Here is a 15,001-nt window from a genome sequence, read left to right on the forward strand (position 1 = left end):
GGCGCGTGCCGCCGGTGGCGCCGGGGTGCGGTGGTCGGAGCGCGGGTCAGAAGAACAGCGCCTGGGTGGGGTCGCGCAGGATCGCGGCGACGTCGGCCAGGAACGCCGACCCCGCCTGGCCGTCGATGTGGCGGTGGTCGAAGCTGAGCGCGAGCGTGGTGACCTGCCGCGGCACGACGGCGTCGTCGACGACCCAGGGCCGGGCCTCGATCGCCCCGACGCACAGGATGGCCGACTCCCCCGGGGTGATGATCGGGGTGCCGCCCTCCATGCCGAACACGCCGACGTTGGTGATCGTGAACGTGCCGCCGACCATCGCCGCGGGCGGCGTGGTGCCGGCCCGGGCCGTGGCGACGAGGTCGGCGAGCTCGCGGGCGAGGTCGGCCAGGCCGAGCCGGTGCGCGCCCTTGACCTGCGGCACCAGCAGGCCCCGCGGCGTGGCGGCGGCGATGCCGAGGTTCACATCCTCGCGCAGCACCACCTCCCCGGCGCCGTCGGGTCCGGCCCCGGTGTCGAACCGGGAGTTGAGCAGCGGGTGGCGCCGCAGGGCCAGCAGCACCGCCTTCGCCACCACCAGCAGCGGCGAGACCCGGACGTCGCGCAGGTCGCGGTGCTCGCGCAGCCGGGCCACGAGCTCGACGGTGGCGGTGACGTCGAGGGTGGTCCACACCGTCACGTGCGGCACGGTGAACGCCGAGGCCGTCATGGCCTGCGCCATCGCGCGCCGCACCCCCTTCACCGGCTCGCGGGTCTCCCCCGGACCGGCGGGGACGGCGGACCGCCCGACCGGCGCCTGGGCGGGGGCCGTCGGGGCGACCGGGTGGGCCAGGGCGGCCTCGACGTCGGCGCGGCTGACCGTGCCGCGCGGACCGGTGGGCGTCAGGGCGCGCAGGTCGACGCCGTGGTCGCGCGCGAGCTTGCGCACCGGCGGGGTGGCGAGCACCCGCAGCTCGGCGGGACCGGCCGGGGGCGCCGGAGTGGGGGTCGGGACGACGGCGGGCGGTGCCGTGCCGTTCACGCCCGCACCCACGAGGGCGGGCGCCCGGCGGGCCCGGCGCACCGCGCCGCGCTCGGCCTTGTTCCGGCCCACCAGCGACTCGCCCTCGCCGCCACCGGACGCGGCGGGGTTGGACAGGTCGATCTCCAGCGCAGGCGCTGGCGCCGCGGATGGCGACGGCGCCGGCGCCGCCACCGGGGCGCCGATCGCGATGATCGGGGTGCCGACGGTCACCAGCTCGCCCTCGGCGACCAGCAGCGCGGTGACCTCGCCGGCGAACGGCGAGGGCAGCTCGACCACCGACTTGGCGGTCTCGATCTCCACCACGACGTCGTTGATCGCGACGACGTCGCCCACCGCGACGCGCCAGGTGACGATCTCGGCCTCGGTCAGGCCCTCGCCCACGTCGGGCAGCAGGTACTCGGGCATCGGCTCACCACCCCCGGGTGCGGTCGACGGCGTCGAGGAGCCGGTCGAGGTCGGGCAGGAACTCCTCCTCCGACCGCGAGGCCGGGTAGGGGGTGTCGAACCCGCCGACCCGCAGCACCGGCGCCTCCAGGGAGTAGAAGCACTCCTCGGTGATGCGCGCGGCGAGCTCGGCGCCCAGGCCGAGGTTGACGTGCGCCTCGTGCACGACCACGGCACGGCCCGTGCGCCGCACGGAGTCGTGGACGGGGTCGAGGTCGAGGGGGGAGAGCGTGCGCAGGTCGATGACCTCCAGCGAGCAGCCCTCGGCGGCCGCGGCCTCGGCCGCCGACAGCGCGGTGCGCACCGTCGGGCCGTAGGCCAGCACCGTGGCGTCGGTGCCGGGGCGCACCACCCGGCTGGTGAACAGCGGCGGCGGCGTGGCGTCGGGGTCCAGCTCGGCGCGACCGGAGTGGTACTGGCGCTTGGGCTCGAGGAAGATCACCGGGTCGTCGCTGGCGATGGCCTGCTGCAGCATCCAGTACCCGTCCACGGGGTTGGAGCAGGCCACGACCTTCAGGCCCGGGGTGTGCGCGAACTGCGCCTCCGGCGACTCGCTGTGGTGCTCGACCGCCCCGATGCCGCCGCCGAAGGGGATGCGGATGACGATCGGCATCGGCACCGCCCCGCGGCTGCGGTAGCGGATCTTGGCGACCTGGCACACGATCTGGTCGTAGGCGGGGTAGACGAAGCCGTCGAACTGGATCTCCACCACCGGGCGGTAGCCACGCATCGCCAGGCCCACCGCGGTGCCGACGATGCCGGACTCCGCCAGCGGGGTGTCGATCACGCGGTCGTCGCCGAAGTCCTTCTGCAGGCCGTCGGTGATGCGGAAGACCCCGCCCAGCCGGCCGATGTCCTCCCCCATGAGCACGACCTTCGGGTCGGCCTCCATCGCCGCCCGCAGGCCGCGGTTGAGGCCCTGGGCCAGGGTGATCTGGCTGCTCCGCCCGCTCATCGGGCCACCTCCTCGAACTGGGCCCGGTAGGCGGCGTAGCCGTCGCGCTGCGCGACCAGCTCGGGCGGCGGGTCGGCGTAGACGTGGTCGAAGATCGCCATCGGGTCGGGGTCGGGCAGGGCCTTGCAGCCCTCGCGCAGGGTGTGGCCCAGGGCGTCGGCCTCCGCGGCGACGTCGTCGAGGAAGGCCTGCTCGACCAGGCCGTTGCGGCGCAGGTAGGCCTCCACCCGGGCGATGGGGTCCTTGAGCTTCCAGCTCTCGACGTCGCTGGAGAGCCGGTAGCGAGTGGGGTCGTCGGTGGTGGTGTGGGCGCCCATCCGGTAGGTGTAGGCCTCCACGAACACCGGGCCCTGGCCCTCGCGGGCGCGCTGCAGGGCGGCCTGGGTGACGGCGTAGGTGGCGAGCACGTCGTTGCCGTCCACGCGGATGCCGGGGAAGCCGAAGCCGCGCGAGCGGTGGAACAGCGGCACCCGGCTCTGCCGCTCGATCGGCTCGGAGATCGCCCACTGGTTGTTCTGGCAGAAGAACACCACCGGTGCCTGGTAGGAGGCGGCGAAGACGAAGGCCTCGTTGACGTCGCCCTGGCTGCTGGCGCCGTCGCCGAAGTGGGCGAGCACCGCGGCGTCGCGCGCGGCGTCGCCGGTGCCGACGACCCCGTCGCGCTGCATCCCCATGGCGTAGCCGACGGCGTGCAGGGTCTGGGCGCCGATGACGATCGTGTACTGGCCGAAGTGGTGCTCGGCCGGCACCCACGAGCCGTGGTCGACGCCGCGGAACAGGCCGAGCAGCTTGAGCGGGTCGACGCCGCGGCACCAGGCGACGCCGTGCTCGCGGTAGGTCGGGAAGACGAAGTCCTGGGGCCGCACGGCGCGGCCGGCGCCGATCTGGGCGGCCTCCTGCCCCAGCAGCTGCGCCCACAGGCCGAGCTCGCCGTGACGCTGCAGCGCGGTGGCCTCGACGTCGAGGCGGCGCACGAGCACCATGTCGCGGTAGAACCCGCGGATCTGCTCGACGCTGAAGTCGAGGTCGAACTCGGGATGGTGCACCCGCTCGCCCTCGGGCGTGAGGAGCTGCACCAGGTCGGCGTCGGGACCGGCCCCCAGCGGGGGGCCGAACTCGGCCGGCGGGTGCGGGTCGTGGCGGGTGGGGTCAGCGGGGGGTAGGGACATCGTCTGCCTCCTTCGTCGTCACCGGGTGGCGGGGTGGCCGCTCCCGGGTGCTGCCGGGTGCCGGGGCCCCGGCGGCACACCCCGTGGGTGGAGGTGTGACCTGGAGCACAGGCGGTACCCCTCACGGTACCCGCGGCCGCGGGGGCCGACGAATCAGGTCGGAGTCCCGAAGGTCGGGCACCCATCCGGTCGTTCCGCGCGCCGGTGCGGCGTGTCTAGGCTCGCGGCATGACCGACCGCCGCACCCGCCAGAACCGCTCGGCCACCACCACGGTGTCCGCGCCGCCGTCCGTCGTCTTCTCGATCCTGGCCGACCCCCGCCAGCACGCGCGGATCGACGGCTCCGGCACCGTGCGCGCCGTCGTCTCCGGCCCCGACCGGCTCGAGCTGGGCTCGACGTTCGGCATGGACATGAAGATGGGCGCGGCCTACAAGATCGGCAACACGGTCGTGGAGTTCGAGACCGACCGCCTCATCGCCTGGCGCCACAAGGGCCTGCACCGCTGGCGCTACGAGCTCACCCCGCAGGGCGCCGACACCGTGGTCACCGAGACCTGGGACGTCTCCCGCTACCCGCTCCCCCTGCGCCTGGGCCTCGCCGCCAGCCTCGGGAAGAAGACCCAGGCCGCCATCGAGGCCACCCTGGTCAAGCTCAAGGCCGCCGCGGAGTCCGACGCCGCCTGACCCTGCGGCGGTGGGGCAGTCTGCTCGGTCAGCCGAGCAAACCTCCCCCCTCGCCCGTCAGTGCAGGGGGCCGAGGTCCTCGTGGGTGCGGTGCCCGGGGGGCTCGACCTGGAAGGTCGTGTGGCGCACCTCGAAGTGCGACGCCGCGCACTCGGCGAGGTCGTCGATCACCGCTCCGACGCCGCGGGCGGCGAGCGCGTCCTCGGTCACCGTCACGTGGGCCGAGAGGCTGGCCAGGCCACTGGTGATCGTCCAGGCGTGCAGGTCGTGCACCTCCACCACCCCGGGCAGCTCCTCGAGGTGCCGACGCACCTCCTCCAGGTCCAGCCCGGCGGGCGCGACCTCGAGCAGCACCGCGCCGGCGTCGCGCAGCAGCACCAGCGCGCGCGGCACGATGAGCACCGCGATCAGCAGCGTCGCCACCGGGTCGGCCTGCTGCCAGTCGGTGAGCAGGATGACGACGCCGGCCAGCACCGCGAACACCGAGCCCAGCAGGTCGGCGAGCACCTCGGCCAGCGCCCCGCGCAGGTTGAGCGACCCGCGGTCGCCCCCGCTGAGCACCGCGAAGGCCGCGGCGTTGGCGAGCAGCCCGACGATCGCGAAGCCCACCAGCCCACCCGCCTCGACCTCGGGCGGATCGGTGAGGCGCGGCACGGCCTGCCACACCAGCACCGCCGCGACGCCGAACAGCACGACGGCGTTGGCCAGCGCCGCCAGCACCTCCGCCCGGTGCCAGCCGAAGGTGCTGCGGGGCCCGGCCGGCCGACCCGCGAGCATGCCCGCGCCGAGGGCCAGCACGACCGCGCCGGCGTCGGTGGCGAGGTGGCCGGCGTCGGCCAGCAGGGCGAGGGAGCCGGTGACGACCGCCCCGACCACCTGCACGCCCAGCACCGTGAGGGTGATGCCCAGCGCGATCCGCAGCCGGCGCCGGTCGCCGGCGCGCGACCGACCGTGCGCATGCCCGTGCCCGTGCCCGTGACCCATGGCCTCAGCCTTCCACCGCGACGATCTCGACCCACGGGTCCAGACCGGCGAAGTCGGCGGGGTTCCGGGTGGCGAGTCGTGCCCCGTGCACGCGCGCGGTCGCGGCGATGAGCAGGTCGAGCGCACGGCGTCGCGGCTGCCGGCCCGACGCCACGACGGCGGCGGCAAGCTGCCCGTAGGCAGCCGCGACCGCGGCGTCGACCGGCAACGGCTCGAACTCGGCGTGCAGGAGGGAGAGCCGTCGCAGCCGCTCGGCCCGCACCCCGGGATCAGGGGTGACCAGGACGCCGAAGTGGAGCTCGGCCAGGGTGATCGCGCTGATGGCGAGATCGCCCCCGAGGCCCGGGTCGGGGCCGATGACGACGCTGGTGTCGAGCAGCGTCCGGGAGGGCGCGCTCACCGCGGGGCGAAGGGGTCGCCCAGGTCGTCGGCGACCGCGTCGCGATCCTCGGCCCAGGAGGGATCGGCGGGGCCCTCGAAGAGGGCCCGCGGAAGCGGGCGCCACGCGGCACGCGGCACCGGGACGAGTCGGGCGCTCGCCCGCCCCGCCACCGTGATCTCGATCTGCTCCCCGGCCTCGACGCGACGCACGAGGTCCGAGGCGTTCTGCCGCAGCTCCCGCAGTCCCACCGTGTCCACCACCTCACGGTAGCACTTGTGCGACATGATCAGCCGAGCGCGAGCGGCCCCCGCGGCCCGGCGGCGATGCGCCACTCGCCGCCCACCTGCACCAGCTGCAGCTGGTCGGAGACGTCGGCGGCGTCGCCGGGCACGGTGAGGGTGAAGTCGGCGGTGGCGGTGTCGCGGTCGACGACGAGGACCTGCCCGAGGTTGATCAGCACGCCGGTGCGGGCGGCCGCGGCGGCCACGTCGGCGGGCGCAGGCGCGCCGGGCAGGTCGGTGCAGTCGCGCGCTCCGGCCAGCACCTCGCTGCGCAGCTCGCCGGTGCTCCACGTGCACAGCGCCCGGGCGTCGGCGGCCACGAGCGCGTCGAGGTAGCGCTGCGACACCTCCTGCGGCGGCAGGCCGTCGCGGCCCATCGCGAGCAGCACCGACCCGCCCGCCAGCAGCAGCGCGACGACGACGCCGACCAGGCCGAACCAGCGCTGCGGGGTCATCACGCTCACCGCAGGGCCCGGGCGCCGGGCAGCAGGTCGGCCACGAAGTCGAGCTTGTCCAGCGCGGGCCCGGGGATCACGAAGGGGTAGAGGTCGTCCTTGCCCATGCTGCGGTTCACCTGGTTCAGCGCGACCGAGAGCGGCATCCACACCCCGGTGACGAGGTCGCGGAAGCTGGAGAAGTCGGCCACGCCCCCGATCGCGAGCAGCCCGTACTCGCGCGCGGTCTCGACGGTGTCGGCGATGTGGAGGTAGTGCGCCCAGGTCTCGGCGAAGTCCTCCGCGGGGTGCATCGTGGCGTAGGCCGAGAGGTGGGACTCCTCCCACCCCGCCGGCGGCCCGTCGGCGTAGTGCCGGTCCAGCGCCGCCTGGTAGTCCTCGCGCTCGTCGCCGAACAGCGCCCGGCCGCGCTCCTGCAGCGCGGGGTCACGCACCAGCCGCCACTGGGCGTAGTGGCCGACCTCGTGGCGGAAGTGGCCCAGCATCGTGCGGTAGGGCTCGGCCAGCTCCGCGCGCACCCGCTCGCGGTGGGCGTCGTCGGTCTCGGCGAGGTCGATCGTCACCACCCCGTCGGCGTGCCCGATGACGACGTCGGTGCGGGTGGAGGACAGCAGGTCGAAGCACAGGCCCGAGTCGGGCTCCTCGGCCAGCCCCGGCACCCGCCAGCCCAGGGAGTCCAGCTCGAGGAGCAGGTGCCGCTTGGCCTGCTCGGCGGCCGGCCACGCCGCCATCCCGACCTCGTCGTCGTCGGCCGGGCGGGTGCGGGTGAGGCGGCAGGCGTCGCACAGGGCGTCGGGGTCGCGGGTCAGCCACGTGCAGCCGACGACGTCGAGCTGCGGACACACCGACCACACCGTGCCGCCGGCGTCGTGGTACCGCCCGTCGGTGAGCGGGACCAGCGCGTGCTCGTCGCGGGAGTAGCCCAGCGCCGAGCCGCACTGCAGGCACAGGGAGTTCTCGACGTGCAGGGTGGCGTCGCACACCCGGCAGCGGAACGCCTTCACCCCGCACTCCCCGACGGGCTGTCCGAGGGGCTGGCCGAGGAGCTGGCCGACGGAGTGGCCGAGGGCGTGGCCGCGGTGACGCCGGCGAGGCGGCGCAGCGCGGAGGTCAGGGCCTGCTCGGGATCCCCGCCCCGCTCGCCACCCGACGGCGTGGCGTAGGCCAGCAGCGTGCCGGCGAGGTAGGCGCGGGCGCGCTGCTGCCAGGCGTCGCGCTCGAAGACCGCCTCCTCCCCGCCCGCGGGCCGGGTCGCGGCGAACAGCCGCGCCGAGGCCGGGGTGGCGAAGGCGAGCACGACGTAGTGGCCCGTGCGGGAGCGCTTCATGCCGAGGTTGCCGACGGTGAACAGCAGCCCGCCGGTGGTGTCGGGCTCGAAGGCCAGGCCCGGCACGTCGGGGCTGGACGCGGGGTGCGAGCGGGCCTCCAGCCCGGCCTCGCCGAGGGCGTCGACCACCGTCGCGGACTCGGCCAGCACCGGCTGGTCGGGGTCGATCACCTCGACGTCGAGGCCCTGCACGGCGGTGACACCGCCCTGGCCGCCGTCGTCGAGGGGACGCGAGGGGCCCGAGGAGCAGCCGGTGAGCGCGAGCAGCACCGGCAGCACGGCCCCCGCGAGCGGCACCGCGCCGATCCGGCGGATCGGGGTGGGTCGCAGACGGGCACGCATGGGCCCATCATCCCAGCCCGGGCCACCCCCGCCGCGCACCGGCTCTCAGCCGCTCGGGGAGGCGGGGTCCAGCGGCGCGACGTCGACGGCCACCTGCATCGTCGAGCGCTTGGCCTCGGTGAAGATCACGCCCTTGAGCGGCGGCACGTCGCCGTAGTCGCGGCCCCAGGCCACGGTGACGTAGCGCTCGCCGGCCTCCTGGTCGTTGGTGGGGTCGACCGCGAGCCAGTGGTCCTCGCCCAGCCACACCTGCACCCACGCGTGGCTGGCGTCGGCCCCCACCACGCGGGGCCGGCCGGGCGGCGGATCGGTGGCGAGGTAGCCGCTGACGTAGCGCGCGGCGAGGCCGTGCCCGCGCAGGCAGGCCAGCAGCAGGTGCGCGAAGTCCTGGCACACCCCGGCGCGCCGCTCCAGCACGTCGGCCACCGCGCTGGTCACGGTGGTGGCGGTCTTGTCGTACTCGAACTCCGCGTGCACCCGGTGCACGAGGTCGAGCACGGCCTCCCCGATCGGGCGCCCGGGGGTCAGGGACGGCGCCGCATAGGCCCGCGCCCCGGCCTCCAGCGCCACCAGCGGCGAGGCCTGCGCGTGGTCCACCGCCGACCACGCGCCCGGCGCCTGCGGCGTCCAGTGCGGCCGCAGCTCCTCCCACGGGCGCGCGAGCAGCGCGGGGGCGAGGTCGGGCGCGAGCACCTCCACCTCGCCGGTGCCCTCCACCACCAGGCGCTCGTGCGGCGTCGTGACCTGGAAGTAGGTCATGTGGTTGCCGTAGAAGTCGGTGTCGGTCGCGAGGTCGGTGGGTGCGGGGTCGACGACGACGTCGTAGCCGCCGACGTGCTGCCAGGGCAGCGAGCGGGGCACCAGGTGGGCGATCCCGAGGGAGTCGCCCACCGGGGCGTCGTAGGTGTAGGTGGTGGTGTGGCGCAGTCGGTACCTCATCGCCCACCTCCCGCGGGAGCGGCGTCGAGGCTGCTGACCACCGGCAGGCCCAGCAGGGCGCGCGGCGCCGGGCCGGTGGCGAAGTGCACCTCGGCGACGGCGTCGGCGACCCGCGCGAGCTGGGCGAGGAACTGGTCGAGGAAGGCGACGAGGTGGGGGCGACCCTCGCCGCCGATGGCCACCAGGGTGGCGATGTCGGTGTCCGCCAGCTGCTCGCGCAGGTCGGCCACCAGCCGCTCGGGGCGGCTGCTCCCGGTCGAGGCGGGCAGGGCGGCGAGGTGGGCGGCGGCCTCGGCGAGCGCGAAGCCCACCGATCGCGGGTTGTCGGCGTCGGTGAGCAGCAGCTCGAGCACCCCGCCGGGACGCACGTAGCCGCGGTAGCGACGGCGGTGGGTGACTGCGCTCTCGGCGGCGGCGAGCACGGCGTCGAGCACCGCCCGGTCGACGTCGAGGCCGCGACGCACGGTGGTGGTGGCGGCGAGCAGGTGGCACACCTGCAGCGCGCGCTCCAGGGACCGGCCCAGCCCGATGCTGTGCCAGCCGGGGTCGCGCATCATCGAGGCGGTGACGCCCTGCAGCGACAGGATGCCGGTGAGCATGCGGCCGGCGGACTCCTCCACCTGGTGGCTGTGAGGGTTCTCCCCCAGTGCCTGCGCGGCGCGGCCCACGGCACCGAAGACCCGCCAGGTGTCGGAGGACAGCTGGTCGCGCACGCCGTCGAGGGCGTCGCGCAGCCCGTCGAGCGCATGGGCGGCGGATCCCACGCGCCCGGGGTCGAGCAGCAGGCCCCGGAACTCGGCGTCGAGGTCGGCCTCGCCGCGGCCCGCGAGCCGCGCGAGGGCGCTCATCATCACCTCGAGCACCGCACCGCCGGTGGAGCGCGGCCGGGTGCGGAAGTCCTCGGCCAGGGCGTGGGTGGCGAGCACCAGGCGCAGCAGGTCCTCGGCGCGCTCGGCGTAGCGGCCCACCCAGAACATGTCCTCCAGCACGCGCGGCACCAGGGAGTTGGAGGTGCGCACGCTGGTGAGCGGCAGCACGTCGGCCAGGTGCTGGTCGGGGGTGGCGGGGTCGGCCTTGAGCACCCAGACGTCCTTGCTGGAGATCGACCGGTCACCCTCCAGGACGCTCACCAGCCCCCCGAGCAGCGGCCGGTAGGCCGAGCCGTAGCGCACGGTGAAGGTGCGCCAGGTGAGCGGTCGGGGCTCCGCGACCCCGGGGGAGGTCCCCCGGCCGGTGCGCCACACGGGACCCTGCGAGAGCGGGAGCGGCTCCTGGGCCACGTACCGCGCGGGCTCGGCCAGCACGCGGGCGCGGACGTCGTCGCGGGTGAGGTCGGCCAGGGCGGTGGTGGGGCCGTCGAGGGGGCGGACCACGAGGTGGTCGACGCGGTCGAGCACCTGCTCCAGGGCGTCGGGGTCGCCGCACCACCAGGTCGGGATCTGCCCCAGGCGCAGCGGCTCGCCGAGCAGGGCCTCGCACACGGCGGGCAGGAACGGCAGCAGGGCCGGGTTCTCCAGCACGCCCGAGCCGAGTCCGTTCACGACCCGCACCCGGCCGCGCCGCACGGCCTCGACCAGCCCGGCGACGCCGAGCTGCGACTCCCCGCGCAGCTCCAGCGGGTCGCTCCAGGCGGCGTCGACGCGGCGCAGGATCACATCCACCCGCTCCAGGCGCCCGAGCACGCGCATCTGCACCCAGCCGTCGCGCACGACGAGGTCCTTGCCCTCGACCAGCGGGAACCCGAGCCGGGAGGCGAGGAAGGCCTGGTCGTAGGCGGTCTCGGACTGGCTGCCGGGGGACAGCACGACCACGCGCGGGTCGGCCCGGTCGCCGGGCGCGGCCTGCAGCAGCGCCGAGCGCACCGCCGACAGGAACGGCTCCATGCGGTGCAGGCCGGCGCTGCGGTACAGCTCGGGCAGCACCCGCGAGAGCACCCGGCGGTTCTCCACCGCGTACCCCAGGCCGGACGGCGCCTGGGTGCGGTCGGCGATCACCCGCCACTCACCGCGCGCGTCGCGGCCCAGGTCGGTGGCCACGACCACCAGCGGGCGCAGGTCCGGCTCGGCCGTGGGGCGCGGGGGTCCGGCCAGCACCCGCAGGAAGCCGCTGTGGCCGAACACCACCGGCGCGGGCAGCACGCCCTCGCGCAGCACCCGCTGCTCGCCGTAGAGGTCGGTGAGCAGGGCGTGCAGCAGCTCGGCGCGCTGCGCGAGACCGGCCTCCACCGCCGACCAGCCCGCCGCGTCGACGATCATCGGGATCGGGTCGAGGCGCCACGGCTCGCGGCGTCCGCCGGGCCGGGAGTAGGTGACGCCGTCGTCGGCCAGGGCCCGCACGGCCTCGGCGTGCACCCGGCGCAGGTCGGCCGGCTGCAGCGAGACGGCCTGCTCGGCCAACCCCTTCCACGGGGCGCGCAGGGCGCCGTCGGGACCGACGACCTCGTCGAAGCGCACCGGCGCCCCGCCCAGCGGCGGCTGGCTCAGCCCGGTGCTGTAGTCACGCAGCACGGTCACGGGGCCGGGGACCCCCCGGCCGGGGCGCTGGGGAGGGCGCGGCGCGGCGGCACGCGCCGCAGGTCCAGGGTGCGGGGGTACTCCGGTGCGGCGGCGCGGGCGGCGGCCTCGCGCAGGGCGCCGACGTCGACCCGGCCGGTGGTGTGGCCCAGGGCGGCGAAGCGGGCGGCGCGACGCGCCTCGGCCTCGGCGGCGTTGACCGGCGGGGTGTCGTAGGCGCGACCCCCGGGGTGGGCGACGTGGTAGGTGACCCCGCCCAGGCTGACGCCGTTGCGGGTGTCGACGACCTCGACGGTCAGCGGGGCGTGCACGCCGATGCTGGGGTGCAGCGCCGACCACGGCTGCCAGGCGCGGTAGCGCACGCCGCCGTGGAGCCGGTCCCCGGCAGCAGCGGCGTCGGCAGCACCGGCGTCGGTGGCAGGGGCGGTGAGGGGCACCGGCACACCCTGACACGTCACGAGGTGCCGGTGGGGGTCGATCCCGCGCACCGACACCTGCACGCGCTCCACCGAGGAGTCGACGTAGCGCGCGGTGCCGCCGCCGGTGGCCTCCTCGCCCAGCACGTGCCACGGCTCGATCGCCTGGCGCAGCTCCAGCTCGATCGCGCGCCCGCCCGGACCCGGGAGGCGGGTGGCGCCGAGCCGGGGGAACCGGAACTCCAGGAAGGGGTCGAACCACGCGGTCTCGAAGGCGATGCCGTGGGCGCGCAGGTCGGCCGCGACCTCGGCGAGGTCGGCGGCGGCCCCGGCGGGCAGCAGCAGGTCGTCGTGCAACCGGGTGCCCCACCGGATCAGCGGATCGGTGCAGGGCCGCTCCCAGAACATCGCCACCAGCGCCCGCACCAGCAGGGCCTGGACGAGCGCGAGCTGCGGGTGGGGCGGCATCTCGAAGCCGCGCAGCTCCAGCAGGCCGAGCCGGCCGCGGCCGGAGTCGGGGCTGTAGAGCTTGTCGATGCAGAACTCGGCGCGGTGGGTGTTGCCGGTGAGGTCGGTGAGCAGGTGGCGCAGCGCGCGGTCCACCAGCCAGGGCGCCGGCCCGCCGCCGGGTCCGCTCTCGGCCTCGGCGGTGAGCCGGGCGAGCTCGGCCAGCGCGATCTCCATCTCGTACACCGCCTCGGGCCGCCCCTCGTCGAAGCGCGGCGCCTGGCTGGTGGGGCCCACGAACCGGCCGGCGAAGACGTAGGAGAGCGCGGGGTGGCGCTGCCAGTACCGGATCAGGCTGGCCAGCAGGTCGGGACGACGCAGCAGCGGGCTGTCGGCCGGGCTCGGCCCGCCGAGGGTGAGGTGGCTGCCGCCGCCGGTGCCGGTGTGCAGGCCGTCGAGGTCGAACTTCTCGGTGGCCAGCCGCGCGAGCCGCGCCTGCTCCGCCAGGGTGGTGGTGAGGTCGCGCAGCTCGGCCCAGGAGCCCGAGGGCGGCACGTTCACCTCGATCACGCCGGGGTCCGGCGTCACGACCAGCTGCGCGAGCCGGGGGTCGGCCGGCGGGCCGTACCCCTCCAGCACGACCGGGCAGCCGACGCGCCGCACGCCCACCTCGACCAGCCGCAGCAGGTCGAGGTAGTCCTCCAGGCGCAGCGTGGGCGGCAGGAACACGTGCACGTGGCCGTCGCGGGCCTCCACCGCCAGCGCCGTCGTGGCCGCGCCCTCGGGGTCGACCACGCGCACCACCGGCACCTGCGGGCTCGGCGGCGGCCCCGGCTCCAGCCGGGTCTCCTCGCCCTCGAACGCAGGGTCGCGCCAGGCCACCGAGTCCAGCGGCAGCCGCAGGCCCACCGGGCTGGTGCCGGGCAGCAGCACGAGGCGGCCGCGTCGGAACCGCCATGCCGGGCTGGTCCAGCCGGCCGCGCTGTCGGGGTGCAGTGGCAGCACCCAGCCCGTGGGGGTGTCCACGGCGGCGTCCAGCACGCCCAGGCCCTGCGCGTCGAGCTTCTCGGCGGCGTCGTCGGGTCGCTCGCCGAACGGCTGGCGCACCTCGCTGGCCAGGGCGGCGAGCGGGTCCTCGTAGGCGGGCAGCACCTGGTCCTCGGGCAGACCCAGGGTGCGGGCGATCCGGCGCACCAGCGCCTCGGCGTCGGCAGTGGCGTCGCGGTCGGGCGCCGGCGGACCCCACGGGTCGGCCAGCAGCGCGGGGTCGGCCCAGATCGGCACGCCGTCGGTGCGCCACTGCAGGGCGATGTTCCAGCGCGGCAGCGGCTCGCCGGGGTACCACTTGCCCTGGCCGCGGTGCACGACGCCGCCCTCCGCGTAGCGCGCGCGCAGCCGCTCGGCCAGGTCGGTGGCCAGGCGACGCTTGTCGGGGCCGTCGGCGTCGGTGTTCCACTGCGGGCTCGTGGCGTCGTCGAGGCTGACGTAGGTGGGCTCCCCGCCCATCGTGAGCCGCACGTCGCCGGCCTCGAGCCGGGCGTCGACGGCCTAGCCGAGGGCGTCGACGCGGGCCCACTGCTCCTCGGTGTAGGGCTTGGTGACGCGCGGGTCCTCGTGCACCCGGGTGACCGTGTTGCTGAAGGAGAACGTCACCTCCACCGGGTCGGTGGCGCCCTCGATCGGGGCGGCGGCGCTGGGGTGCGGCGTCGCGCTGAGCGGCAGGTGGCCCTCGCCGGCGAACAGCGCGCTCGTGGGGTCCATCCCGACCCAGCCCGCGCCGGGCAGGTACACCTCGGTCCAGGCGTGGAGGTCGGTGAAGTCCGCCGCCGGCCCGCTGGGGCCGTCCAGCGACTCCTGGTCGGCGGCCAGCTGCACCAGGTAGCCCGACACGAAGCGGGCGGCGAGGCCGTGGTGGCGCAGCAGCGCCACCAGCAGCCAGGCGGAGTCGCGGCACGAGCCGATCCGGCGCGCCAGCGTCTCGTCGGGGGTCTGCACGCCCGGCTCCATGCGCACCGAGTAGGCCACCTCGGCGTGCACGGCGGCGTTGAGCTCGGCCAGGAAGCTCACGGTCGGTACCCCGCCGGGCCGGTCCCCGGGCTGGGGCAGGGAGTCGGCGAACGCGCGGGCGGCGTCGGCGTCGTCCACCTCGCGCAGGTAGGGCGCGAGGTCGGCGGCCAGCGCGGCGTGGTAGGCGAAGGGGAAGGTCTCGGCGTACTCCTCGATGAAGAAGTCGAAGGGGTTGATCACCATCAGGTCGGCCACCAGCCCGACGGTGATGTCCAGGGCCGCCACCTTCTCGGGGAACACCAGCCGCGCCACCCAGTTGCCGAACGGGTCCTGCTGCCAGTTCACGAAGTGCCCCGCCGGCTCGACCGTCAGCGAGTACGCCTCGATCGGGGTGCGGCAGTGCGGCGCCGGCCGCAACCGCACCACGTGGGGCGCCACGTTCACCGGGTGCGCGAACTCGTAGGTGGTGCGGTGCTCCAGCGCGACCTTGATGGACATGCCCCCACCCTGCCCGTGCCCTGTTGCACGGCGGTAACGCGCCCGAGACGAACGGCGCCCCTGTGGTCGCCGTGGGGACGTCGTCACAAGCATTCGGCAGGCGAAATCGGCGAATCCGCCTGCCGAATGCTTGTGGC

Annotated in this window: 13 protein-coding genes and 1 pseudogene; 1 reads left to right on the forward strand and 13 read right to left on the reverse strand. The window is 75.7% G+C overall.

All coding sequences use genetic code 11. The annotated features are described in order from the left end of the window. Positions 1 to 46: 46 nt before the first annotated feature. Genes ACERUJ_RS17150 through pdhA form a run of 3 tightly spaced genes read right to left on the reverse strand, consistent with a single transcriptional unit; the run spans position 47 to position 3,589 of the window. Complete coding sequence (locus ACERUJ_RS17150; RefSeq protein WP_370250084.1) at positions 47 to 1,426, reverse strand: dihydrolipoamide acetyltransferase family protein; 1,380 nt, start codon at positions 1,424 to 1,426, stop codon at positions 47 to 49. Between the two features lie 4 nt (positions 1,427 to 1,430). Then, positions 1,431 to 2,420, reverse strand: a complete 990-nt coding sequence (locus ACERUJ_RS17155) for an alpha-ketoacid dehydrogenase subunit beta (protein ID WP_370250085.1) — start codon at positions 2,418 to 2,420, stop codon at positions 1,431 to 1,433. Continuing rightward, positions 2,417 to 3,589 (reverse strand): pyruvate dehydrogenase (acetyl-transferring) E1 component subunit alpha, encoded by a 1,173-nt coding sequence (gene pdhA, locus ACERUJ_RS17160; protein WP_370250086.1) that lies wholly within the window; start codon positions 3,587 to 3,589, stop codon positions 2,417 to 2,419. The genes ACERUJ_RS17155 and pdhA overlap by 4 nt, the downstream gene beginning before the upstream one ends. A gap of 228 nt (positions 3,590 to 3,817) precedes the next feature. Between pdhA and ACERUJ_RS17165 the strand changes: the two genes are divergently transcribed. Next, positions 3,818 to 4,273: an SRPBCC family protein gene (locus tag ACERUJ_RS17165; protein ID WP_370250087.1), complete on the forward strand. Its 456-nt coding sequence runs from the start codon at positions 3,818 to 3,820 to the stop codon at positions 4,271 to 4,273. A gap of 57 nt (positions 4,274 to 4,330) precedes the next feature. Here the strand turns inward: ACERUJ_RS17165 and ACERUJ_RS17170 are convergent, their stop codons facing one another. From ACERUJ_RS17170 to ACERUJ_RS17215, 10 genes and pseudogenes are all read right to left on the reverse strand, one after another. After that, positions 4,331 to 5,257, reverse strand: coding sequence for a cation diffusion facilitator family transporter (locus ACERUJ_RS17170; RefSeq protein ID WP_370250088.1), 927 nt, complete (start codon positions 5,255 to 5,257; stop codon positions 4,331 to 4,333). Between the two features lie 4 nt (positions 5,258 to 5,261). Then, complete coding sequence (locus ACERUJ_RS17175) at positions 5,262 to 5,657, reverse strand: type II toxin-antitoxin system VapC family toxin (protein WP_370250089.1); 396 nt, start codon at positions 5,655 to 5,657, stop codon at positions 5,262 to 5,264. Further along, complete coding sequence (locus tag ACERUJ_RS17180) at positions 5,654 to 5,896, reverse strand: type II toxin-antitoxin system Phd/YefM family antitoxin (protein ID WP_370250090.1); 243 nt, start codon at positions 5,894 to 5,896, stop codon at positions 5,654 to 5,656. The genes ACERUJ_RS17175 and ACERUJ_RS17180 overlap by 4 nt, the downstream gene beginning before the upstream one ends. Before the next feature lie 29 nt (positions 5,897 to 5,925). Continuing rightward, positions 5,926 to 6,375 (reverse strand): hypothetical protein, encoded by a 450-nt coding sequence (locus ACERUJ_RS17185; protein WP_370250092.1) that lies wholly within the window; start codon positions 6,373 to 6,375, stop codon positions 5,926 to 5,928. Positions 6,376 to 6,380: 5 nt separating this feature from the next. Beyond that, positions 6,381 to 7,379 (reverse strand): putative zinc-binding metallopeptidase, encoded by a 999-nt coding sequence (locus ACERUJ_RS17190; RefSeq protein WP_370250093.1) that lies wholly within the window; start codon positions 7,377 to 7,379, stop codon positions 6,381 to 6,383. Further along, positions 7,376 to 8,044: a hypothetical protein gene (locus tag ACERUJ_RS17195; protein WP_370250094.1), complete on the reverse strand. Its 669-nt coding sequence runs from the start codon at positions 8,042 to 8,044 to the stop codon at positions 7,376 to 7,378. Before ACERUJ_RS17195 ends, ACERUJ_RS17190 begins: the two co-directional genes overlap by 4 nt. A 45-nt stretch (positions 8,045 to 8,089) precedes the next feature. Then, positions 8,090 to 8,983, reverse strand: coding sequence for a transglutaminase N-terminal domain-containing protein (locus ACERUJ_RS17200; RefSeq protein WP_370250095.1), 894 nt, complete (start codon positions 8,981 to 8,983; stop codon positions 8,090 to 8,092). Beyond that, complete coding sequence (locus ACERUJ_RS17205; RefSeq protein WP_370250096.1) at positions 8,980 to 11,496, reverse strand: circularly permuted type 2 ATP-grasp protein; 2,517 nt, start codon at positions 11,494 to 11,496, stop codon at positions 8,980 to 8,982. Before ACERUJ_RS17205 ends, ACERUJ_RS17200 begins: the two co-directional genes overlap by 4 nt. Then, positions 11,493 to 13,241 carry a transglutaminase family protein gene (locus ACERUJ_RS17210; protein ID WP_370250098.1) on the reverse strand — a complete coding sequence of 583 codons (1,749 nt, stop codon included), beginning with the start codon at positions 13,239 to 13,241 and terminating at the stop codon, positions 11,493 to 11,495. The genes ACERUJ_RS17205 and ACERUJ_RS17210 overlap by 4 nt, the downstream gene beginning before the upstream one ends. Then, a pseudogene (locus ACERUJ_RS17215) lies at positions 13,230 to 14,957 on the reverse strand (transglutaminase family protein); the annotation flags it as partial. The pseudogene ACERUJ_RS17215 and the gene ACERUJ_RS17210, both read right to left, overlap by 12 nt. Positions 14,958 to 15,001: the final 44 nt, after the last annotated feature.

The sequence above is a fragment of the Nocardioides sp. genome, from assembly GCF_964228225.1.
Classification (GTDB): Bacteria; Actinomycetota; Actinomycetes; order Propionibacteriales; family Nocardioidaceae; genus Nocardioides.

Coding starts and splice junctions, on each gene's coding strand:
- ACERUJ_RS17170 (WP_370250088.1), bottom strand. CDS start 5,257: ATGGGTCACGGGCACGGGCACGGGCATGCGCACGGTCGGTCGCGCGCC.
- ACERUJ_RS17200 (WP_370250095.1), bottom strand. CDS start 8,983: ATGAGGTACCGACTGCGCCACACCACCACCTACACCTACGACGCCCCG.
- ACERUJ_RS17185 (WP_370250092.1), bottom strand. CDS start 6,375: ATGACCCCGCAGCGCTGGTTCGGCCTGGTCGGCGTCGTCGTCGCGCTG.
- ACERUJ_RS17155 (WP_370250085.1), bottom strand. CDS start 2,420: ATGAGCGGGCGGAGCAGCCAGATCACCCTGGCCCAGGGCCTCAACCGC.
- ACERUJ_RS17150 (WP_370250084.1), bottom strand. CDS start 1,426: ATGCCCGAGTACCTGCTGCCCGACGTGGGCGAGGGCCTGACCGAGGCC.
- ACERUJ_RS17165 (WP_370250087.1), top strand. CDS start 3,818: ATGACCGACCGCCGCACCCGCCAGAACCGCTCGGCCACCACCACGGTG.
- pdhA (WP_370250086.1), bottom strand. CDS start 3,589: ATGTCCCTACCCCCCGCTGACCCCACCCGCCACGACCCGCACCCGCCG.
- ACERUJ_RS17195 (WP_370250094.1), bottom strand. CDS start 8,044: ATGCGTGCCCGTCTGCGACCCACCCCGATCCGCCGGATCGGCGCGGTG.